Below are 17,575 nucleotides of genomic sequence, written 5' to 3' on the forward strand. Positions count from 1 at the left end.
CGCCCCGCGGAACTTGGCCCGGTTGATGCGAGGTCCCCAGCTCAATCTACTTCGCTTAGTACCCGTGATGATGAAACAAAAAGTCCCTCAATCGATTCTGATCAGCTTCGGAATCGCCGCCCTATGGTCATGCGCTCAGGGAGATCAGGCTCGCGACAATGATGCCGACGTGATCGACCGGCTGTCCAAGTCCGAGCCAGTCGAGGTCGAGACCGCCATCGGCCCGCTGACGCTCGATCCGCCCTATAAAACCGCTTCGGCGCGAAATCAGTCGAAGATGGTGAAATGGAAGGACGACGCGACACCCGTGGCGCCGGAAGGATTCGTGGTGACACGTTATGCCGACGAACTGAAGCACCCTCGCCGCACCTATGTGGGAAAGAACGGCGATGTCTTTGTGGTGGAATCCAACACCCGCGGGAGTGCGGACCGCATCACCTTGCTGCGGGATCAGGATGGGAACGGTCGTCCTGATGAAAAGGGAGTCTATCTTGAAGGGCTCAAACAGCCCTACGGCATGCTCATTCTCGATGGCTACTTTTACGTCGCGAACACCGATTCCCTGATGCGTTATCCCTACAAGGAAGGGGTCGCCAGGATCGAGGCGAAGGGGGAGAAAATCCTCGATCTCCCAGCGGGCGGTTACAACAACCACTGGACGCGAAACCTCATCGCAAGCAAGGATGGAAAGAAGATCTACGTGACCGTCGGCTCTGCCAGCAATGTCGGCGAGTATGGGATGGAGCGGGAGAAAAGACGGGCAGCGATCCTCGAAATCAACCCCGATGGTTCGGACGAACGCATCTATGCGTCGGGCTTGAGAAATCCAGTGGGAGTCGATTGGAATCCCGGAACGGGCGAGCTTTGGAGCGTCATCAATGAGCGCGATGAACTGGGCGACAATCTGGTGCCCGACTATCTAACAAGCGTCCGTGAGGACGGGTGGTATGGCTGGCCCTATTCCTACTACGGTCAGATCAAGGATCCCCGCTGGAGCCACAGTCCTCACCAGGACTTGGTGGATAAGGCGATCATTCCTGATGTTCCGCTTGGAAATCACACCGCGAGCCTCGGTCTCGCGTTCCATTCAGGGAAGGGCTTGCCTGAGAAATACGCGGGCGGTGCTTTCGTGGGTCAACACGGTTCCTGGAACCGCTCGAAGCTGTCCGGTTACAAAGTGGTGTTTGTTCCTTTCGATGACGAGGGTAAGCCACAGCAGCCCGAGGATTTCCTCACCGGCTTCATCGCGGACCCGGAAAAGAATACCGTCTACGGCAGGCCGGTCGGGATCTCGGTTCTCCCGGACGGCTCGATCCTGGTATGCGATGACGATGCCGGAATCATCTGGCGGGTGGCCGCCAAATGAGGACGGGTTTCAAGGGACGGCCTATCCTCATCGCGCGACTTGTCGAGTAACGCAGATACTGGAGCCGCCCTCTTTTCGCTCGAAAAATCCCGACGAGGTTGCGGCGTGAGGGCGCGCCGCCTCCTAACGGATTTCCTGCGCGCCAAAGTAAGGGACGAGCGCTTCGGGGATTTTGATGGATCCGTCGGGTTGCTGGTACTGCTCTAACAAGGCGACGTAGAGGCGTGGAAGGGCAGTGCCGGAACCGTTGAGGGTGTGGCAGAAGCGGTTCTTTCCTTCGCTGTCCTTGAAGCGCAGCTTCATGCGGCGGGCCTGGTAGTCGGTGAAGCACGAGCAGCTCGAGACTTCGAGGTATTTTCCCTGACCGGGTGCCCAGACCTCGATGTCGTAGGTCTTGGCGGACGAAAATCCGATGTCACCGGTGCAGAGCTCGATGGTTCGGTAGTGCAGGCCGAGTTTCTCGAGAATCGCCTGGGCATGACCTAACAAATTTTCGAGTTCGTCGAAGGACTTGTCGGGATGCACGACCTGGACCAGTTCGACCTTGTCGAACTGGTGCATGCGGATGATGCCGCGGTTGTCGCGTCCGGCGCTGCCGGCTTCACGGCGGAAACATGGCGTGTGCGCGCAGAGCTTGATCGGCAGATCGGCCTCGGCGAGCAGGGTGTCGCGGTAAAGGTTGGTGACGGGGACCTCGGCGGTGGGAGCGAGGAACATCTGGTTGCGACCGTCCTCACCGGCGTCGGTGCCATACATGTCGTCCTCGAATTTCGGCAACTGACCGGTGCCTTCCATGCACTCACGTTTGACGACGTGCGGCACGTTGACTTCCTCGTAGCCGTGTTCGCCGCTTTGGGTGTCTAACAGGAAGTTGATGAGTGCGCGTTCGAGGCGGGCGCCCTTTCCCCGATAAACGGCGAAGCCGGATCCGGCAATGCGGGTGCCATCGTCGATCGAAATCAGGCCGAGGGCTTCGGCCAGATCGAGGTGGTCCTTCGCTTCGTCGACCTTTGGCTTTTCACCCCATTCGCGAATGATCGGGTTGGCCTCTTCATCGGCACCGACCGGGCACCCTTCGTGAGGGACGTTCGGGATGTTGAGAAGCAGGTCGGTCTGCTCCGCCGATGCGGTTTCGGCTTCGGTGTCGATGGCGGCGATGCGCTCGTTGATGCTGCGGACCTCGGCTTCGATGGCGGAGGTGTCTTCGCCCTTGGACTTGAGCATGCCGATCTGCTTGGAGGTCGACTTGCGTTCGGACTGAAGCTGCTGCTTCTCGGTCTCGGCTTTGCGGCGGGTTTCGTCGCAGGCGAGGACCTTGTCAATGAGGGTCCAATGGTCGCCACCGCGGGCCTTGAGGCGCTCACGGATGGCGTCGGTGTTTTCACGGATCTCGCGAATATCGAGCATGGCGGGACAGGGCTTAGTCCATCCGACCCGGAAGGTCCAATGGTAAGACGTGAGAGTTTTGCCTCAGGCGACCGTGATTACTCCTCGTCGAAGTCCTTTTTGCTCCCCTTGAGGATGACAAGGCGCTCCTTGATACGGGTAATCGCCTGTTCGGAGCGGTCGATGACCCGGTCGTTCGTCGAGTTTTCGCCAAAGTCCTGGATGATCTCAATCGGCCACTCGGATTGGGCGATCTGGACGAGTCCGGAAATGACGGTGTCCTGTTCCTTGGGAGTCTTGGCATTTTCAGAAAGACGTCGCCACATCGCTTCGGTCTTCTCGTCACTGCGCTTGCGCTTGTCATCCATGAGGAAAACGTAGCCGGCGGTGAAGGCTTTCGGACGGACCGTATCATCGGACTGAGCTTCGAGAAACTCCATGAGCGGCTCAAACATCGAGTCATCGGGCCAGGATTTCATCGCTTCGATGGTGGCGAGCTGGTCGAGCATGTTGTCGCCTTCGAGAATGCCTTCCAAAACTTTACGGGACTCGGGACCTCCGGCGACGCCGAGCAGGCGGATCATCGTGCGGCGGGTGCTGTCGTCGCTGGCTTCGGCATAGGCATCGGCGAGGGTCTGACCCCATTTCTCCCGATGCGTGGAACGCTTGAGAATGCCTTCAAGTGCCCCTTCAGCGGCCTTGCGGATGGCGTTGGAAGGGCTGAACTGGATGATGTCGATGAAGTCATCAACCTGATCCTCACCGCCGATTTCCGTGAGCGCGGTGAGCGCGGCGGCAGCGACTTGCTCGTTCTGTGTCGTCTTCGAGTAGTTGAGCAGATAGTTGAGCGAGGAAGGATTCGCCCGCTTGCGCAGCACCCGGCTGAGAAGTGAGACACGGATATCGTCGTTGAGCGTTTCCTTGGTGGCAAATTGGGCGATCGCTTCGTCGACGTCGGTGCCGTCGGTGCTCTGGGCAATCGCGAGGGCCTTGTAGACGGTTTCGCGCGAGGTGTTGGCGCCGGTTCCAACGGAGTCCAGAAGGATCTTCAGGTCGTCTTTGTTGACGGGAAGCTCTTTGGTGGTGGGCATGGCGGTGATCGTCACCAGCTCATTGTAGCGCTTGTTGATCTTGTTGGTCCCCATTTTGGTGACGATCATCCAGGAGACGAGCAGGATGAGCACGCCGAGGACGCTGAAAATCACGATCTTCGCACTGCTGCTGAGACCTTTCGGTGGTTTTGGCGTGCTGCCGATCGTGGTGTGACCGAAGCTGCTTGCTTCAGTCGCGGCTGGACCCGTGGCCTGAACGGCTTGAGCGGTCGGGACGGCTTGCGCGGTCGGGACGGCCCGAGCGGGTTTGGCGGTGGCGGTGGAAGTCGGAACAACTTCGGCCGTTGGCGAGGCGGTCGCCACTTTCGGAGGAACGTTGGGAATAACGGCTGCCGCTGGCGGCGGTGCATCGGGAGAAGCTTCAGGACCCGCTGAGACGAGGGTTTGTTGGTCCGTGGTGTGCAGACTTGGCGGCGCGTCTTCGGGCGGCTTGAGTGGCTTGGGCATGGTCTGCGTCACTGGCGGTGCTGGCCGCACCTCGGATGCGGGGCTGGGCGCGACAGGCGCGGGGGCAACAGGCTCGGCACCGGGAACGAGCAGGCGGGGACGTTTCGGAGCGGGCGGTTGCGGGTCGGGAGTCATGGATTGAGTGATGGGGACGTCGAGCTGGATGAAGGTTTGAAGGGCTTCGCGGGTATTTTCAGGTCGATCTTCGGGCAAGCGGTTCATGTGCCACATGATCCAGTCACAGACCCAGCTAGGGATGTCGGGGCGTAACTCCGATACCGGAACGACACGGTGTTCGAGGTGAGCGGCCATGACTTGTTGACCGGTTTCCCCTTGAAACGGCATCACGCCCGTTAGAGCGAAATAGTAAACGCAGCCGATCGCATACATGTCGGTGCGCTTGTCGATTTTCTTCCGCTCGAACTGCTCGGGCGCCATGAAAAAGATCGAGCCATAAACGGCATCGCCATCGGTAACGTCCTGAAAGATGGGTTCGGCGGCAAACTTGGCGAGACCGAAGTCGACGATCTTGACCTGAAACTTTCCGGAAGGCAGCCAGTTGAGCATCAGGTTCGACGGCTTCAGGTCGCGGTGGACGAGGCCGAGATCCTGGGCGGCGATGAGACCTTCCTGCACCTGCATGGCAAACTCACGGAAATCTTTCCAGGTGAGCGGCGCCGAGGATTCGACGATTTCATCGATCGTCTTGCCTTTGAGCAACTCCATCACGACGAAGGGACCTTCTTCGTCGGTGCCGACATCGTAGATGGTGACGATATGGGGATGCTGGAGGGCGGCGAGGGCACCGGTCTCCTGAGTCATCTGTTTGGTGGCCTCCGCGTTGTGAGGCACATCGTCACTGGTTGAGATGCGTTTGATCGCAACTTCCCGCTTTAGAGTCCTGTCGTAGGCGCGGTAAACAGCTCCCAAGCCTCCCTGGCCGAGCTTGTCCCGAATTTCATAGCGGTCCTGCATGATGGGTTACACAAAAACTGGCCCTCCGAGGCTGGGGGTGCAACGAAGAATCGCGTGATCCTACGAGGCGGCTTTGCGGATATTCTCTTGCCTCCAATGGGTTGGAGAATTGCCGACAATCCGTGCGAAGCTGCGGTTGAACTGAGAAAGCGACTGATAACCGACGAGGAAGGCAATCTCAGAGACCCGCATTTCCGGCTTAAGAAGCTCCTTTTTGGCCCACTCGACGCGGCAGCGGTTCACGTAGTCAGTTAAGGTTAGGCCGGTGGCTTCTTTGAAAAGTCGGCAAAAGTGTGACTCACTGAGACCGGCTTCCCGGGCCACGGAGCCGAGGGGAAGCGGCGAGTCGAGATGCTCGTGAATGTACTTACGAGCCTTGGCGATGGCGGCGGGCTCACTGCCTTCTTCGATGATTGCGAGGGACTCGGCGTGCTGGCTGAGTTGGGCGGCGAAGCTCTCCAGAAGCGTGACCATGCTGGCGTAGCGTTCCGGTTCGACGGTGCGGGTTTGGAAGTAGGCTTCCCGAAGTGACGCTTCGGTGCCCTCTTCGATCGAGCGACGACCAAGTTTCCCCAGAAAGGAGACGAAGTCGGACTCCTCAGGCACCTTGGTGAAGACTTGTCCGGTTTTGAGGAATCCGATGGTGGTCGCCCCCATGCGGACAGGCACGGCCGTGGCGGTGAGACCGGCGAAGCAGTGGCAGGAACTCGGGCCCTTCACTTCTGCGACCTCCATGAGCTTTCGGTTGGTGTCGATGCAGGCGCTGCAGGCGGATGCACAGAGGTTGAGCTTTTCGCAGAACGGGCTGCGGTTCACGGATTGCTCGTCGAGGCACCACTGGTCCGGATCCGCGCCCACAAGCCGCAGCGGCAGACCGGTCGCGGTGCGGAAGGCCTGCTGGTAGTTCCGAAAGGCGTCGGAAGCCTTCAATCTTTGATGAAGATTGGCTTCGAATGCTTTGGCGGCGTCGCTCATGCTTGTGTCTGAGATTAGGAGTTGTCCGGGATATTTCAACACCGAGACGGAAAAGGACGCATATTATCCACTTCGCCGAGAGACGCACGGCGAAACTCGCGAATTTGGCGCTTTGCGCGTTCAAGGTTTCCCGAACGCTGGATTCGGCCATCTACCGGGCTTTCGGGACGCTGACCAGAAGCACCGAGATGATGGAGGATAGCGGCATCAGGATGGCGGCGAGAAGCGGACTCATGTGGCCCATCAGGCAGAGCACGATCGCGCTGAGATTGTAGATCAGGGCAAAGGTGAAAGCGCTGCTGACACCCTTGGCTCGCGCGTCTGCCGCGCGGAAAAGAGTGCTCAGGAATCCGAGCCCGGAACCGAGGGTATAGAAGTCGGCTTTCGACTCTAACAGCGAGCGATCGACCACCGGGGTGCCGGTGACGGCGGCGGCATCAAAGGCGAGTGAGTCATTGGCGCCATCACCAAGATAGAGCGTGTCGCCATGGTCGATCTCCTTCACGCGTCGGGCCTTTTCTCCAGGGTCGAGCACGCCGTGGGCGTGGCTGTCCGGAATCTCCAGCTGCTCGGCGAGCGTGCGGACTTTCTCGGCGGTGTCGCCGGAGAGGATCCAGAGCTGGTGACGTCGAGCGCGAAGCGTGGCGAGAGCTTCGCGGGTGCCGGGGCGCAGGGTGTCGCGGAAATGAAAGGAGGCGATGCGTTGGCCGTCCCGGCACAGAGAGGTGGAGCCATCGGACGCGTCTCCGGACCAACCGGCCTTGCCGAGCGTCCAGCAGTGGCCGTCCTCTGAAAACCAAACGCCGTGTCCCGGGTGCTCGATGATCTCGATGGAGGAACTGTGAGACAGCAGCCGCTGACCGCGGGCACCGAGGGATTCGAGCAAGGTGCGGCCGATCGGGTGAAGCGATCCGGCGGTGAGACGGGCAAGCGCGAGCGCAGCCTCGTCCGGCAGTGAGCTGACGGATTCAGGGGAAAGAAGGACGGGCCTCTCGAGGGTGAGAGTGCCGGTCTTGTCGAAAATGACGTGGCGCACGTTGCGCAAGCGCGCCCACAGGGTCGGGCTGCGGACAAAGGCACCGGCGCGCTCGGCACGGGCGGCGGCGAGGTCATCGGCAAGCGGCACGGCGACGCCGAGAGCGCAGGGGCAGGAGACGACGAAGATCGAAATCATCGCCTGCACGCCGGTGATCGGCTGCCCGGCCATGATCCAGCCGATCAGCCCAGCGATGCCGATGATGAGCACGACAATGAGGTAGACGCGCAGCAGTTTTTGCAGGACCGGCGAAGTGCGTTCCGAGTGGTCTTGAGCTGTTAGGCGCTGGAGCAGCGAGTCGCCCCAGGTTTCCTCGGCACGCAGTGTTAGAGCCTTTCGCGAGAGGAGGATGGCGCCGGCGGGGAGGCGTGTGCCGGCCTTGACGACGACCGGTTCGGCTTCGCCGTTGATCCATTCGAGCGAGACTTCCGCTTCGTCGGCGCTGACGGTCGAGGCGACGGGGATGGCGCGGCCCGGATCGACCTGAAAGCTCAGGCCGGGGGTGATGGCCTCGAGCGGGATCGACTTTTCGCCGGAGGCGACGCTGTTAGGGAGAGGCGAGGCGCGCAGCAGCCGACGGCGGTTGCGGTCGACGGCCGAGGTTTGGAGAAAGCGCCCACCGAGCATCAGGAAGACAAAGGTGGCGACGAAATCAAAGTAGCGAAGCTCCTCGATGTTCATGACCCAGCCGGCAATCGATCCGGCGTAGGCGGAGATCAGGCCGAGTGCGATCGGGAGGTCGATGTGGAGGCTTCCCGCACGCAGGGAGCGCCAGGCGCGGTCGATGAAATAGCCACCGCCGACGAGCATCGCGAGGGTGGCGGAGAGAAAGGCGATGAGACGGAAGAGCCCGGCAAACTCGAAGTCCTCCGGCATGCCGAGATAGGTCGGCAGGGTGAAGCCCATGGCATTCAGCGCGAAGGCTCCGCAGAGCCCGAGTCGGGCAGCAAGTCGCCGGCGCTCGTAGTCGGGTGCGCCGCTGGTTTGTGCACCGGCCACGTAGCCGAAGCGCGTGAGTTCTTTGAGGAAAGCGGGGACGTCGCAGCTTCCCGGCTGCCATTCGAGATGGAGTCGACCGCTCGCCGGATGTGCCGCCGCGCGGATCGCGCCGGGGTGGTTTTCAAATAGCTTTTCCACCAGCCATACGCAGCCGACGCATGAAATGCCTTCAAGCGAGCAATCCATGGCTGCCGAGCCGCCTTTCGCCTCGGCAATTTCCTCGCCCTTGGCGACGAGGGGGGCAGCCCAGGAAAAATCGTGTTCTTCAAATGGCCTCGAGCGTACGGGTGCGGTGGCAAGGCCTTGTTTGAGGTCGTAGAAGCGGTCGAAGCCGCTGTCGTGGATCATCTCCGCGACGAACTCGCAGCCTTGGCAGCAAAACTTGTCGTCCTCCCTGGTTGGGGAAAATGCAGTGCCGCAGTGTTCGCAGGTCGCCATGAGTTGGCGGAAGATGGACCGCCCCGCGGATCAACGCCAAGCGGGGAATCTCGAATGCGCCGCTTATCCCGCTATTGCACGAAACTCCGTGATATTTTAACCGCAGATGAACGCGGATAGACGCAGATTTTCTGAATGGGATGCCAAGTTTCTAAGGTTTCTGGATTTCGCCTATCTGCGGTTTCGTCAGCCGCTTATCGATCTTTTCTGGAATGACGGAGTGAGAAGGGTAGACGTCCAATCCGGTTCGCTTCGGCGGCGATGAGTTCCTCCTCGGATGACATCTCAATCTGAGTTTGGTTTTTTCCCGAGGCGCTTCTGTTTGCTCTCGATCTTCTTGATGCTTTCGGCAGAGGGCAGGTTCTCGGGCATGGTGCCGCCAAGTTCTTCGATGGTCTTGCGGACCTTGGCACCGACTTCACGGTGGGTGGCGTTTGCCTTGCTTTTGCCCCGAATGTTTTCGCGACGGAGTTTCTCCTCGGTTTGCGTCGCGCGGAAGAGGTTGGCGGCAAGCTCGGTGCTGCCCATGTGATCAAGGATCTGCTGGCTCTTTTTGAGACCCTTGCGGCGGTGGATGCCTTTGGCATCGATGCCACCGTAAAGGCCCATGTACCCGTGGTTTTGGAAAATGGAGTAGTCGAGTGGCTTGATCACCCCGGCGGCCTTGGCGGCGTCGGCCAGCTGGGTGTTGTGCTTCTTCATTTCCTCGCGCAGCAGGAGGCGGCGTTCTTCCTCGATCTGCTCGTCGGATAGCTCCTGGCGGCGGGTTTGGACGGCGAAATAGGTCTGGCCGGCGGCGACGATTTCCTTGCTCGGATCCGCATTCTGGATCGCCAGATAGCAGGCGTAGCGGGAAAGCATGACCGTTCGCAGGGAGCGCTTGGCCCCGCTACCGATGGTGACCATTTCGGTGACTTCAACGAAATGGTCTTCGATCCTCTGGCCGCTGTTGAAGCAGGCGGTTCGGGCGTCTTCGATGACCCGCTCGAAATTTCGCTAGTCGCTGTATACCAACACCTTGGAGAACTCCCGACTGGACCAGGATTCGTTGCCGGCGTCGTTGACGCGGCGGATGGCTTCGAAGGGAGATGGGGAGGAAAGATCGTCGGTCATGGCGGATGGCGATTCCGGAGCCTAACGTTTCCTGGCGCTTTTGGAAGCTTTGGAGCGCTTCGGTTTCGGAGCCGCTTCGCGTTCGGCCTTGAGACGGGCGAGCAGGGCGGAAGCGGGTTCGTCAGTGGGGTCCTGGGGGACGAGTTCACCACGGAAGGCTTTGGCGAGGAGCGATTGGGTGAGGTCGGTGTGAAAATCAGGGGGGCTCTCCGGATCACGAGATATATGGGAAACCTCGGCGGCGATGGCTTCAAGAAATTGCCGCGTGCGAATAAGAGCGAGGTCAGGTTCACGGAGGCAGAGTGACTCCGCCTGCTTTCCACGCCTGAGGAGGTGAAGCTTGTGACCGGCGAGAAACAAAAAATTGGGAGACGTCGGATTGTCCGAGGGCATTTTGGGTTGTCGCAATCCAGTGCTTTGCTTCTTCTGGATTTAGGAATTGGGATTCTCCTGGGAAGGACAAGAGACGATGAAAGATATTCCGTCGCTTGTCAGTGGCTCAGTGAGGAAGCAGGCTGAGTCGATGCCGGAAAGTGTGTTGAGAGAGAAGTTCGGGCACGGGGGATTCCGTGGCGGGCAGAAGGAGGTGGTCGAGGGATTGATCGAGGGACGATCAATGCTGGCGGTGTTCCCGACAGGGGGCGGGAAGTCGCTTTGCTACCAGCTTCCGGCGCTGATGATCGAGGGCGTGACGCTGGTGATTTCCCCGCTGATCGCGCTGATGAAGGATCAGGTCGATGCGCTGCGCGAAAAAGGGATCAATGCCGCTCGCCTGGACTCGACGCTGAGTCAGGAGGAGTATGCGGAAGTGATGGAAAGTCTGCGGGCCGGATCGCTGAAGTTGCTCTACGTGGCGCCGGAACGACTTTCGAATGAAGGCTTCCGCCATCATTTGAAACGCCTGAAGATCGGGATGATTGCGATCGATGAAGCACACTGCATTTCCGAGTGGGGCCACAATTTCCGGCCGGACTACCTGAAGCTGGCCAAGGTCTGCCGTGACCTCAAAGTGCCGCGCGTGCTGTGTCTAACAGCCACTTCGACTCCTTCGGTTTCCGCCGACATCCGCCGTGAGTTTGGGATCAGGAAAAAGGATCATGTGCAGCTTTCCTTCCATCGCGCGAATCTCGACCTGCGCGTGACGCCGCTGAAGGCGGGCGAGCGGATGGGCCATCTTCTCAAGCGGATCGAGGCGGTGGAGGGCGCGGCGATTGTGTATGTGACGCTCCAGCACAGCGCCGAGTCGGTGGCGACCTTTCTGAAACGCCAAGGCGTTTCGGCACAGGCCTATCACGCCGGTTTGCCGCCGGAGTTTCGCGAGGAAGCACAGGAGAAATTCATGGCGGGCGAGACACGCGTGATCGTCGCGACGATTGCCTTCGGCATGGGGATCGACAAGGCCGACATCCGTGCGGTCTTTCACTTCAATCTTCCCAAATCGATCGAGAACTATTCGCAGGAAACCGGTCGGGCTGGTCGCGATGGACTGGAATCGACCTGTGAGCTGCTGGCCTGCGGTGATGACCTGGTGACCTTGGAGAATTTCACCTACGGTGACACCCCGACACCCGCGGCGGTCCGGCATCTGGTTGATCACGTGCTGCGCATCGGCAAGGAGTTCGATGTCTCGGTCTATGAACTTTCGACGGTGAACGACATTCGTCCGCTGGTGGTCACCACCTTGCTGACCTACCTTGAGCTCGAAGGAGCGATCGAGGCGACGCGGCCGTTTTACTCGACTTACTCGCTGCGTCTGATCCGCGACATGGAGAAGCTGCTCTCGGGTTACGATGCACGACGGAAGACTTTCCTGCGAAAGATCTTCTCTGCGGCCAAGGAAGGGCGGAGTTGGTTGAACTTTGATATCGCAACAATCGCGATGGAGACCGGTGAGGACCGGGATCGGATCGTTGCGGCTTTGACTTATCTTGAAGAGGCAGGAGATGTCATTCTGAAGAAGTCCGGAGTTCGGCAGGGCTATCGCTTGATCAAAGAGGACATCGACCTTCGCGAGCTGGCGACTCGTTTGGACGAACGATTCCGGCTTCGGGAGTCGGCCGACCTGGAGCGCTTGCGTCAGGTGGTGGCACTGGCAGAGACCAAGGGATGTCTGACCGGCTTCATCACCAGACATTTTGGCGAGAAGTTGGCGGAACCTTGCGGGCATTGCGATCGCTGTCGGGGCGTAAAGCCGGCCAAGATTCCCCGCTCCAACTGGCCTGAAGTGGATCAAGAGCAGCTCGCGATCATTCAGAGTCTGTGTGCTGAGAAGCATGCCTCCTTGAAAACCGCCCGTCAGCTCGCGCGCTTCCTTTGCGGCATCTCCAGCCCCGCCGCGCAGCGTGCTCGGCTGACTCGCCACGACGCCTTCGGGCTTCTCGAAGGCACACCCTTCGCGGAGGTGCTGAGAGTGGTGGAAACCTTGATTGTGTGAGGACGGTGAGCTCGCCACGGCCAATCTGGTCTCGAATCGTGGCCTGTTGATATCAGGCTCCTGATTCCCTCCGAATCGGGTCACCGGAACCACTCTCATATCTCCACCCCGAAGGGAGGAATTCCTTAAAATCCCGGCGTCCGAGTCTCTAGACTCCTGCATTGTCGCCCTCGGATATCAAGGTCTGAGGTGATGAGAATAAGACTGTTGGGCAAAAAACCATGGCACGCGACGAGTTCTCAGCCCCAGTAAAGCGACTTTTGGGTGAGCGTGCCGCCTACCGGTGTAGCAACCCTGATTGCGGACGAATTACCATTGGTGCCTCACAGCAGGATGATTCGAAAGTATTGAAGCCGGGGGTTGCGGCACACATTTGCGCAGCAAGTGAAGGCGGACCTCGATACGATCATGCACAAAGTCCCGAAGACCGCGCTTCAGCCAGCAATGGGATTTGGCTCTGCGCGACATGTGCGGACACGGTGGACAAGAATGGGGGGATTGATTTCTCCGTGGAGTTGCTGCGCCGTTGGAAGGAAGATCACGAGTTGAGGACATTCACTGAGCTTTCCATTGGAACCTCCGAAGTGGGGCTTGCCGGCTGGTGTGAAGAAGCCTCTGGGAAGTGGAAGCTCTTCGTGAAGAATCCCACGGTCGCCCCGTTCTATGACTGCGTCGTTTATGGTTACCGTGTCGATCACCTGAATGAACCGTTCGCCGACATCGAAGTGGTCTTTGGGACCATTCCTCCCAGGCAGACCATCGATGACACCATCGACTTCGAGAAGCTGGAGAGCAAGATGTTCGGCTTTCCGATCATTGAGCTGGAATACACCGATTCGGAAGGGATTGACTGGAGGCGCGATCGGTTCGGCAAGCTTTCCAAGATCGACTTCCGCCGCCCATTCGACTAACAAGAAGCCCAACAAGGCGTCGCTCTCAACACCTGCCCCGCCGTGAGTTCAAATCCGTCATGACTATTCAACCTTCAACCCACAGTCGAAGCCTCGCTCCCGGGCAGGTGTGAGAGGACTTCGACGTTCTCCATAAAATGAAGCGCTCTCTCCACACACGCTCAAAAATCCTGCTCACTCTAGTGGGAGTTGGAGTATTGGTGGTGTCTTTTTGGCTTGGTCAGCAGAAAAAGAGTGTGGGATACGAGGGGGTTGTGGTGGATTCCGCTACCGGGCAACCTGTCCCGAATGCTAAGGTAATTCTCAGCACCTGGGACTATGGCTTCTGGGATTCTAATCCTACTCATGTGGGAACGCTCTCTGACGACGCAGGACGCTTCACGATCGCGGCTACACCGGGATATTGGATCGATAATGTAGATCTTTCAGCATCCTCTCCCGAATCTCGTTTTCGCCGCCTACGGAACCCGTCGGAAAGAACTGACATTCGGATTGAGCTCTCCAATCTGGATTCCAGTATGATCGGTATTGACGGATTTACATACGATAAGTTTTCGGGCGGATGGTCTGGCAAAGTCCAGTGGATAAAAAACAATGAGAACAAGTCGGTGGACTCAACGCGCTAACGCGCGTGAGTCACCTCAAGCGTTGGGCAAAGAAATTCCATTCCGATGACCTTCTCCAGCGAATACCGAGTCCAAGGAATCCTCGGACTTCTTCAGGCTCTTCTGATCGTCGGAGGTTGTCTCTTCACCGGAGTCATCTTGAAGGCACGAGGATATCCTGCTGAGTTTTCGGAGCTTCCTACCCAGCTAGCATTCGTCCGCAACTGGGGATTCTTGCTGATCCTGATTCCGCTCGGTTGGGTCATTCTGACGATCTGGCTCGAACGCCACCAGGCTGCATGGTTTTCCAAGCGATGGACCGTGGCCACGGGCGTCGGGGTGGGGCTCGCACTTGGCTGGTATGTTTTGGCATCGATGGCACGAGCAGGTTCATCGATTCTACAGCACGTGGGATAATTCGAGCCAAGCCCAACAAGCCGAAGATGGCGACCCCTCTCAGCGGCCTTGTTGAATTCCCGTTTTGGTGGTTCAATCAGGGAACGAGATTCGGAGCCCCGCCATGTGGGTCGGGATCGCCATTTCTCAGACGTTGTGCAAGAAAATCCATGGCTCCCACTCATTGTTTCGTTAGAATCCGCCTGAATGCGACCTCTCAGGCCGATGCCTATGAATCGATCTCAGCCGAAGAGTTCACATTCGCCGTTGTCGACGAGAAGAAGTTTGCAGAGGTTCAACCCGGCGTCTGGCAAATCGATGTGTTTTTCTCATATTCTGGATCGGAAAACGTTGCGGAAGGAGACCTCGAAGACGATATCGCCCCCGAGTTCCGAGCTTTGATGCGAGCCAAGAGTCTTAGTAGCGCCGAGTTCGAGTTCCACATCGTTGTTGGGGGGATTGCACGCTGACCCATTTGAGCTAAGACCGCATGTGGTTGCCATGATTTCAGCGTTGGGCGGGAGCGTCTTCGCTCATCGTTCTACGGAATCCCAAGACAACGAAGATGCACACCATGACGTGTGACGACGACGCCAATCAGCGGCTTTGTTGGAGATTGCCGAAGATGCTTCAATCTGCTTTTCTTATCTCGGAAGCGCCGCCATGGGGGCGCGCATCCACATCGGGTGCGCCGAGCCAAACAAGGCGATTCTTATCAGGCGGAAGGGTCGGTCCCGTCTTTTGTGCATTCCCTTGTTTAGGGAGTGAAGAACGGAACCCGACAATGCAACCGGCGGAGTCGAAGCAAGAGCCTCACGTGGGCAACCTTTGCGCCTGCGTGGGAGCGCCGGCGGCTCCCGGCTCCCCGAGTGGTCGAGAAGCCATGGCCGCGACTTGCTGGACAATGCCGAGCGATCGGCCTATGAATAAGTCAACTAACAGGAAGCCAATCATGATCGAAGTTCCACCTGCGCGCATTTCCGAGGAGCCCGATGCGGTCATTCCGCACGCCGGGATCTGCGAGGGGGGCGTCGGGCAACCGACGTCCCTACCTTAATCGCCAGAATATGCAGACCTATCCGCAAATCCGTGATCTTATCGCGCCACTCATGGACGAGGGGATGATCATCGGCCTTCGTGCACAAGGGCTTTCGGTTGACCTAGTTGATGGCAAGGTTACGGCCAAGGCCCTACAGTTGGTGACCATGATGGAGTCCACCGTGACCCTCGTGGCCGATGTGCAAGAGGTATTCACGATTCACCACCCGCCATGCGACACAGGAGAGGACGGAGTCGAGCCGGCTTACGATGAGCGCCTGACATACAACTTTTTGCGGGTGACTTCCGAATACGACGGAGATCTTACTGGAAGTGTCGGCTTGGTATACGGTCCCATTAAGGGGATCGATCTCTTGAGCCAGCCCGTTGAGATCCGTAGCGATGAAGGAATATCTACTTGCCAGCGCTTTGCCGGAATCCAATTCACTCTGGACGAGAGAATGATGGGAGGGCGCCGGTTTTGCTATCGGATCGTCCAGAAGCCTGCGAGTGACCTTCTTGAAGTCTCTCAATTGGAGGATCCAGGCGATCTGAGGAGCCTAGCCGTCGTAGAGTAATCAAAAGGCGAACAAGGCGTCGCTCTCAACACCTGCCCCGCCACGAGTTCAACCCGCCATGATCATTCAACCTTCAACCCAGAGTCGAAGCCTCGCCCCCGGGCAGGTGTGAGAGGACTTCGACGTTAGGGCAAGAAAATGGACGATACAGTGAAGCTACTTGATCGAACGGAATGGGAGCAATTTGTGGACTGTCCTTTCAATCCGCCAGATGAGTCGATTTCCGATGACGAGTTTCGAGTGGAATACTTCGAGGTCGAGGAACGGCTCCGGGCAGTTCTTCAAGAATTCGGAGATGAAGATGCCTATGGCGAGGGTGACTTCTACCTAGAAAATGGATTCGGTAGGACGCGGGGCCTTGGGTTCGAACTTGGTGGGGAGAGTTCCCTTGAGTGCCCCGGGCTGATTCCAAGGATCATCATGCTCCTCAACACCATCGAACCGACTTACGATATTGAGATTCGGGGAGATCAATACGATTTCTATCTCTACGTTTCTAAGAATCGAATTCAGGCCTTCCTAGAGAATCCTTCCCGCTTGTCGAGCTTCGGGCTCAGTCCAGAAATGAAGAGGCCCTAACAAGGCGGTTGAGGACGACGCAGCTCAAACCGGCGGAGTCGAAGCAAGAGCCTCACGTGGGCAACCTTTGCGCCTGCGTGGGAGCGCCGGCGGCTCCCGGCTCTCCGAGTGTTCGAGAAGCCATGGCCGCGACTTGCTGGACAATGCCGAGCGATCGGCCTATGAATAAGTCAACTAACAGGAAGTCAGTCATGATCGAAGTTCCACCTGCGCGCATTCCCGAGGAGCCCGGAGCGGTCATTCCGCACGCCGGGATCTGCGAGGGGCCGTTGGGCAAGCGAGGTCCCTACCTTGATCGCGTGAAGAATCCGATGCCAGTGCCCGCACTATTCATGCTACTGATTATCTGTGCGGTCTTTGAGGCAAGTGGAGCCACACTGGTGATTGACGAATTTGATGACGGGGACTTCAGCCTAAGCTCAATTGGCGAGGGACGTGAAGACAAGGACATCCAAGATGGTTCAATGCTTGGGGGTGATCGCTACACCAAGATTAGCAGCGCTTCATCACATTTTGCCACCACGGCGAGCGTTTCTGTGGGTGCTCCAGGGCTTAGATTCTCCGCCCCGTCCGGCGGCACGGAGCCGCTGATGACCCGCGCTTGGTTCTTCGCCGCATGGAGCTTCCCCCAACGTGTTGATCTCTCTGGGGAGAACGGCTTTGTTCTATTTCTAGAGAGCGTTGCCGGGCATGCGGCTGTCGAGATTGAGTTAAGGGGAGGATTCAACCAGAGCGTGATACTTGCCGGAGCGATTACGGACCCCGGTTCGTTGTTCGTTTCACTCGATGCATCGGGTATCGAGCCCTCGCTGATCACAGATATTGGGAGTGTCTACCTCACCATAACTTCTTCGTCGCCCTCATTCTCCACGACCATCGACAGCTTTAAAATTGTGCCAGAACCAGGTCTTTCAGCGTTAATGTTCTGGTCAGTTGCTTTCACGCTCGCAGGCAGGAAAAGACGCTAACAGGATCCTGTTGGAAGTGCCGGGGGCTCTTGAGGATGTTCACGCCTTTCCGAGTGGCGAATCACAATGACCGGAATAAAGGTCTGTTTGAAAGTAAGCGCCCAACAGAGCACCTCTCGCATAGGTGCGATAATTCTGGGGGCTCCGGCTTCTATGCAACTCGGGCGACCGAGGGGCTTTGATCAGGCTGCTGGGATTCGATCCAGACGGAGGGCAGCA

The 17,575-nt window shown here is 58.4% G+C and carries 13 protein-coding genes and 2 pseudogenes; 9 read left to right on the forward strand and 6 right to left on the reverse strand.

Going from position 1 to position 17,575, the window contains the following annotated elements:
• Nucleotides 1-67: 67 nt before the first annotated feature.
• The gene (locus ACFQY0_RS20425; RefSeq protein ID WP_379716646.1) at nt 68-1,366 is read left to right on the forward strand and encodes a PQQ-dependent sugar dehydrogenase; all 1,299 of its coding nucleotides are present in this window, start codon (nt 68-70) and stop codon (nt 1,364-1,366) included.
• A gap of 123 nt (nt 1,367-1,489) precedes the next feature.
• Here ACFQY0_RS20425 and serS read toward each other — a convergent pair whose 3' ends face one another.
• The 6 genes and pseudogenes from serS to ACFQY0_RS20455 all read right to left on the reverse strand — a co-directional run.
• Entirely contained in the window at nt 1,490-2,773 is a 1,284-nt protein-coding gene (gene serS, locus ACFQY0_RS20430) for a serine--tRNA ligase (protein ID WP_379716649.1), read from the reverse strand.
• A gap of 77 nt (nt 2,774-2,850) precedes the next feature.
• Nucleotides 2,851-5,286 (reverse strand): serine/threonine protein kinase, encoded by a 2,436-nt coding sequence (locus ACFQY0_RS20435; RefSeq protein ID WP_379716652.1) that lies wholly within the window; start codon nt 5,284-5,286, stop codon nt 2,851-2,853.
• Between the two features lie 60 nt (nt 5,287-5,346).
• Nucleotides 5,347-6,261 carry a helix-turn-helix domain-containing protein gene (locus tag ACFQY0_RS20440; RefSeq protein ID WP_379716655.1) on the reverse strand — a complete coding sequence of 305 codons (915 nt, stop codon included), beginning with the start codon at nt 6,259-6,261 and terminating at the stop codon, nt 5,347-5,349.
• A gap of 151 nt (nt 6,262-6,412) precedes the next feature.
• Nucleotides 6,413-8,734, reverse strand: coding sequence for a heavy metal translocating P-type ATPase metal-binding domain-containing protein (locus tag ACFQY0_RS20445; protein ID WP_379716658.1), 2,322 nt, complete (start codon nt 8,732-8,734; stop codon nt 6,413-6,415).
• Between the two features lie 285 nt (nt 8,735-9,019).
• A pseudogene (gene dinD / locus ACFQY0_RS20450) lies at nt 9,020-9,847 on the reverse strand (DNA damage-inducible protein D).
• 21 nt (nt 9,848-9,868) lie between these two features.
• Nucleotides 9,869-10,030 (reverse strand): annotated as a pseudogene (locus ACFQY0_RS20455) (restriction endonuclease subunit S); the annotation flags it as partial.
• Between the two features lie 286 nt (nt 10,031-10,316).
• Here ACFQY0_RS20455 and ACFQY0_RS20460 point away from each other — a divergent pair.
• The 8 genes from ACFQY0_RS20460 to ACFQY0_RS20495 all read left to right on the forward strand — a co-directional run bounded on the left by ACFQY0_RS20460 (nt 10,317) and on the right by ACFQY0_RS20495 (nt 17,356).
• Nucleotides 10,317-12,281 (forward strand): RecQ family ATP-dependent DNA helicase, encoded by a 1,965-nt coding sequence (locus tag ACFQY0_RS20460; protein WP_379716661.1) that lies wholly within the window; start codon nt 10,317-10,319, stop codon nt 12,279-12,281.
• Between the two features lie 479 nt (nt 12,282-12,760).
• On the forward strand, nt 12,761-13,192 hold the full coding sequence (locus ACFQY0_RS20465) for a hypothetical protein (protein WP_379716668.1): 432 nt from the start codon (nt 12,761-12,763) through the stop codon (nt 13,190-13,192).
• A 137-nt stretch (nt 13,193-13,329) separates the two neighbouring features.
• Nucleotides 13,330-13,818 carry a carboxypeptidase-like regulatory domain-containing protein gene (locus ACFQY0_RS20470; RefSeq protein WP_379716671.1) on the forward strand — a complete coding sequence of 163 codons (489 nt, stop codon included), beginning with the start codon at nt 13,330-13,332 and terminating at the stop codon, nt 13,816-13,818.
• 45 nt (nt 13,819-13,863) lie between these two features.
• Nucleotides 13,864-14,214, forward strand: a complete 351-nt coding sequence (locus ACFQY0_RS20475; RefSeq protein WP_379716674.1) for a hypothetical protein — start codon at nt 13,864-13,866, stop codon at nt 14,212-14,214.
• A gap of 149 nt (nt 14,215-14,363) precedes the next feature.
• Nucleotides 14,364-14,663: a hypothetical protein gene (locus tag ACFQY0_RS20480; RefSeq protein ID WP_379716677.1), complete on the forward strand. Its 300-nt coding sequence runs from the start codon at nt 14,364-14,366 to the stop codon at nt 14,661-14,663.
• Nucleotides 14,664-15,260: 597 nt separating this feature from the next.
• Entirely contained in the window at nt 15,261-15,809 is a 549-nt protein-coding gene (locus ACFQY0_RS20485) for a hypothetical protein (RefSeq protein WP_379716680.1), read from the forward strand.
• A gap of 138 nt (nt 15,810-15,947) precedes the next feature.
• Nucleotides 15,948-16,388, forward strand: a complete 441-nt coding sequence (locus tag ACFQY0_RS20490; protein WP_379716683.1) for a hypothetical protein — start codon at nt 15,948-15,950, stop codon at nt 16,386-16,388.
• A gap of 191 nt (nt 16,389-16,579) precedes the next feature.
• Nucleotides 16,580-17,356, forward strand: coding sequence for a hypothetical protein (locus ACFQY0_RS20495; protein ID WP_379716686.1), 777 nt, complete (start codon nt 16,580-16,582; stop codon nt 17,354-17,356).
• The last annotated feature ends 219 nt before the right edge of the window (nt 17,357-17,575 follow it).

The sequence above is a fragment of the Haloferula chungangensis genome, from assembly GCF_042664875.1.
GTDB lineage: Bacteria > Verrucomicrobiota > Verrucomicrobiia > Verrucomicrobiales > Akkermansiaceae > Haloferula > Haloferula chungangensis.

Coding starts and splice junctions, on each gene's coding strand:
- ACFQY0_RS20425 (WP_379716646.1), top strand. CDS start 68: ATGATGAAACAAAAAGTCCCTCAATCGATTCTGATCAGCTTCGGAATC.
- serS (WP_379716649.1), bottom strand. CDS start 2,773: ATGCTCGATATTCGCGAGATCCGTGAAAACACCGACGCCATCCGTGAG.
- ACFQY0_RS20435 (WP_379716652.1), bottom strand. CDS start 5,286: ATGCAGGACCGCTATGAAATTCGGGACAAGCTCGGCCAGGGAGGCTTG.
- ACFQY0_RS20440 (WP_379716655.1), bottom strand. CDS start 6,261: ATGAGCGACGCCGCCAAAGCATTCGAAGCCAATCTTCATCAAAGATTG.
- ACFQY0_RS20445 (WP_379716658.1), bottom strand. CDS start 8,734: ATGGCGACCTGCGAACACTGCGGCACTGCATTTTCCCCAACCAGGGAG.
- ACFQY0_RS20460 (WP_379716661.1), top strand. CDS start 10,317: ATGAAAGATATTCCGTCGCTTGTCAGTGGCTCAGTGAGGAAGCAGGCT.
- ACFQY0_RS20470 (WP_379716671.1), top strand. CDS start 13,330: ATGAAGCGCTCTCTCCACACACGCTCAAAAATCCTGCTCACTCTAGTG.
- ACFQY0_RS20475 (WP_379716674.1), top strand. CDS start 13,864: ATGACCTTCTCCAGCGAATACCGAGTCCAAGGAATCCTCGGACTTCTT.
- ACFQY0_RS20480 (WP_379716677.1), top strand. CDS start 14,364: ATGGCTCCCACTCATTGTTTCGTTAGAATCCGCCTGAATGCGACCTCT.
- ACFQY0_RS20485 (WP_379716680.1), top strand. CDS start 15,261: ATGCAGACCTATCCGCAAATCCGTGATCTTATCGCGCCACTCATGGAC.
- ACFQY0_RS20490 (WP_379716683.1), top strand. CDS start 15,948: ATGGACGATACAGTGAAGCTACTTGATCGAACGGAATGGGAGCAATTT.
- ACFQY0_RS20495 (WP_379716686.1), top strand. CDS start 16,580: ATGATCGAAGTTCCACCTGCGCGCATTCCCGAGGAGCCCGGAGCGGTC.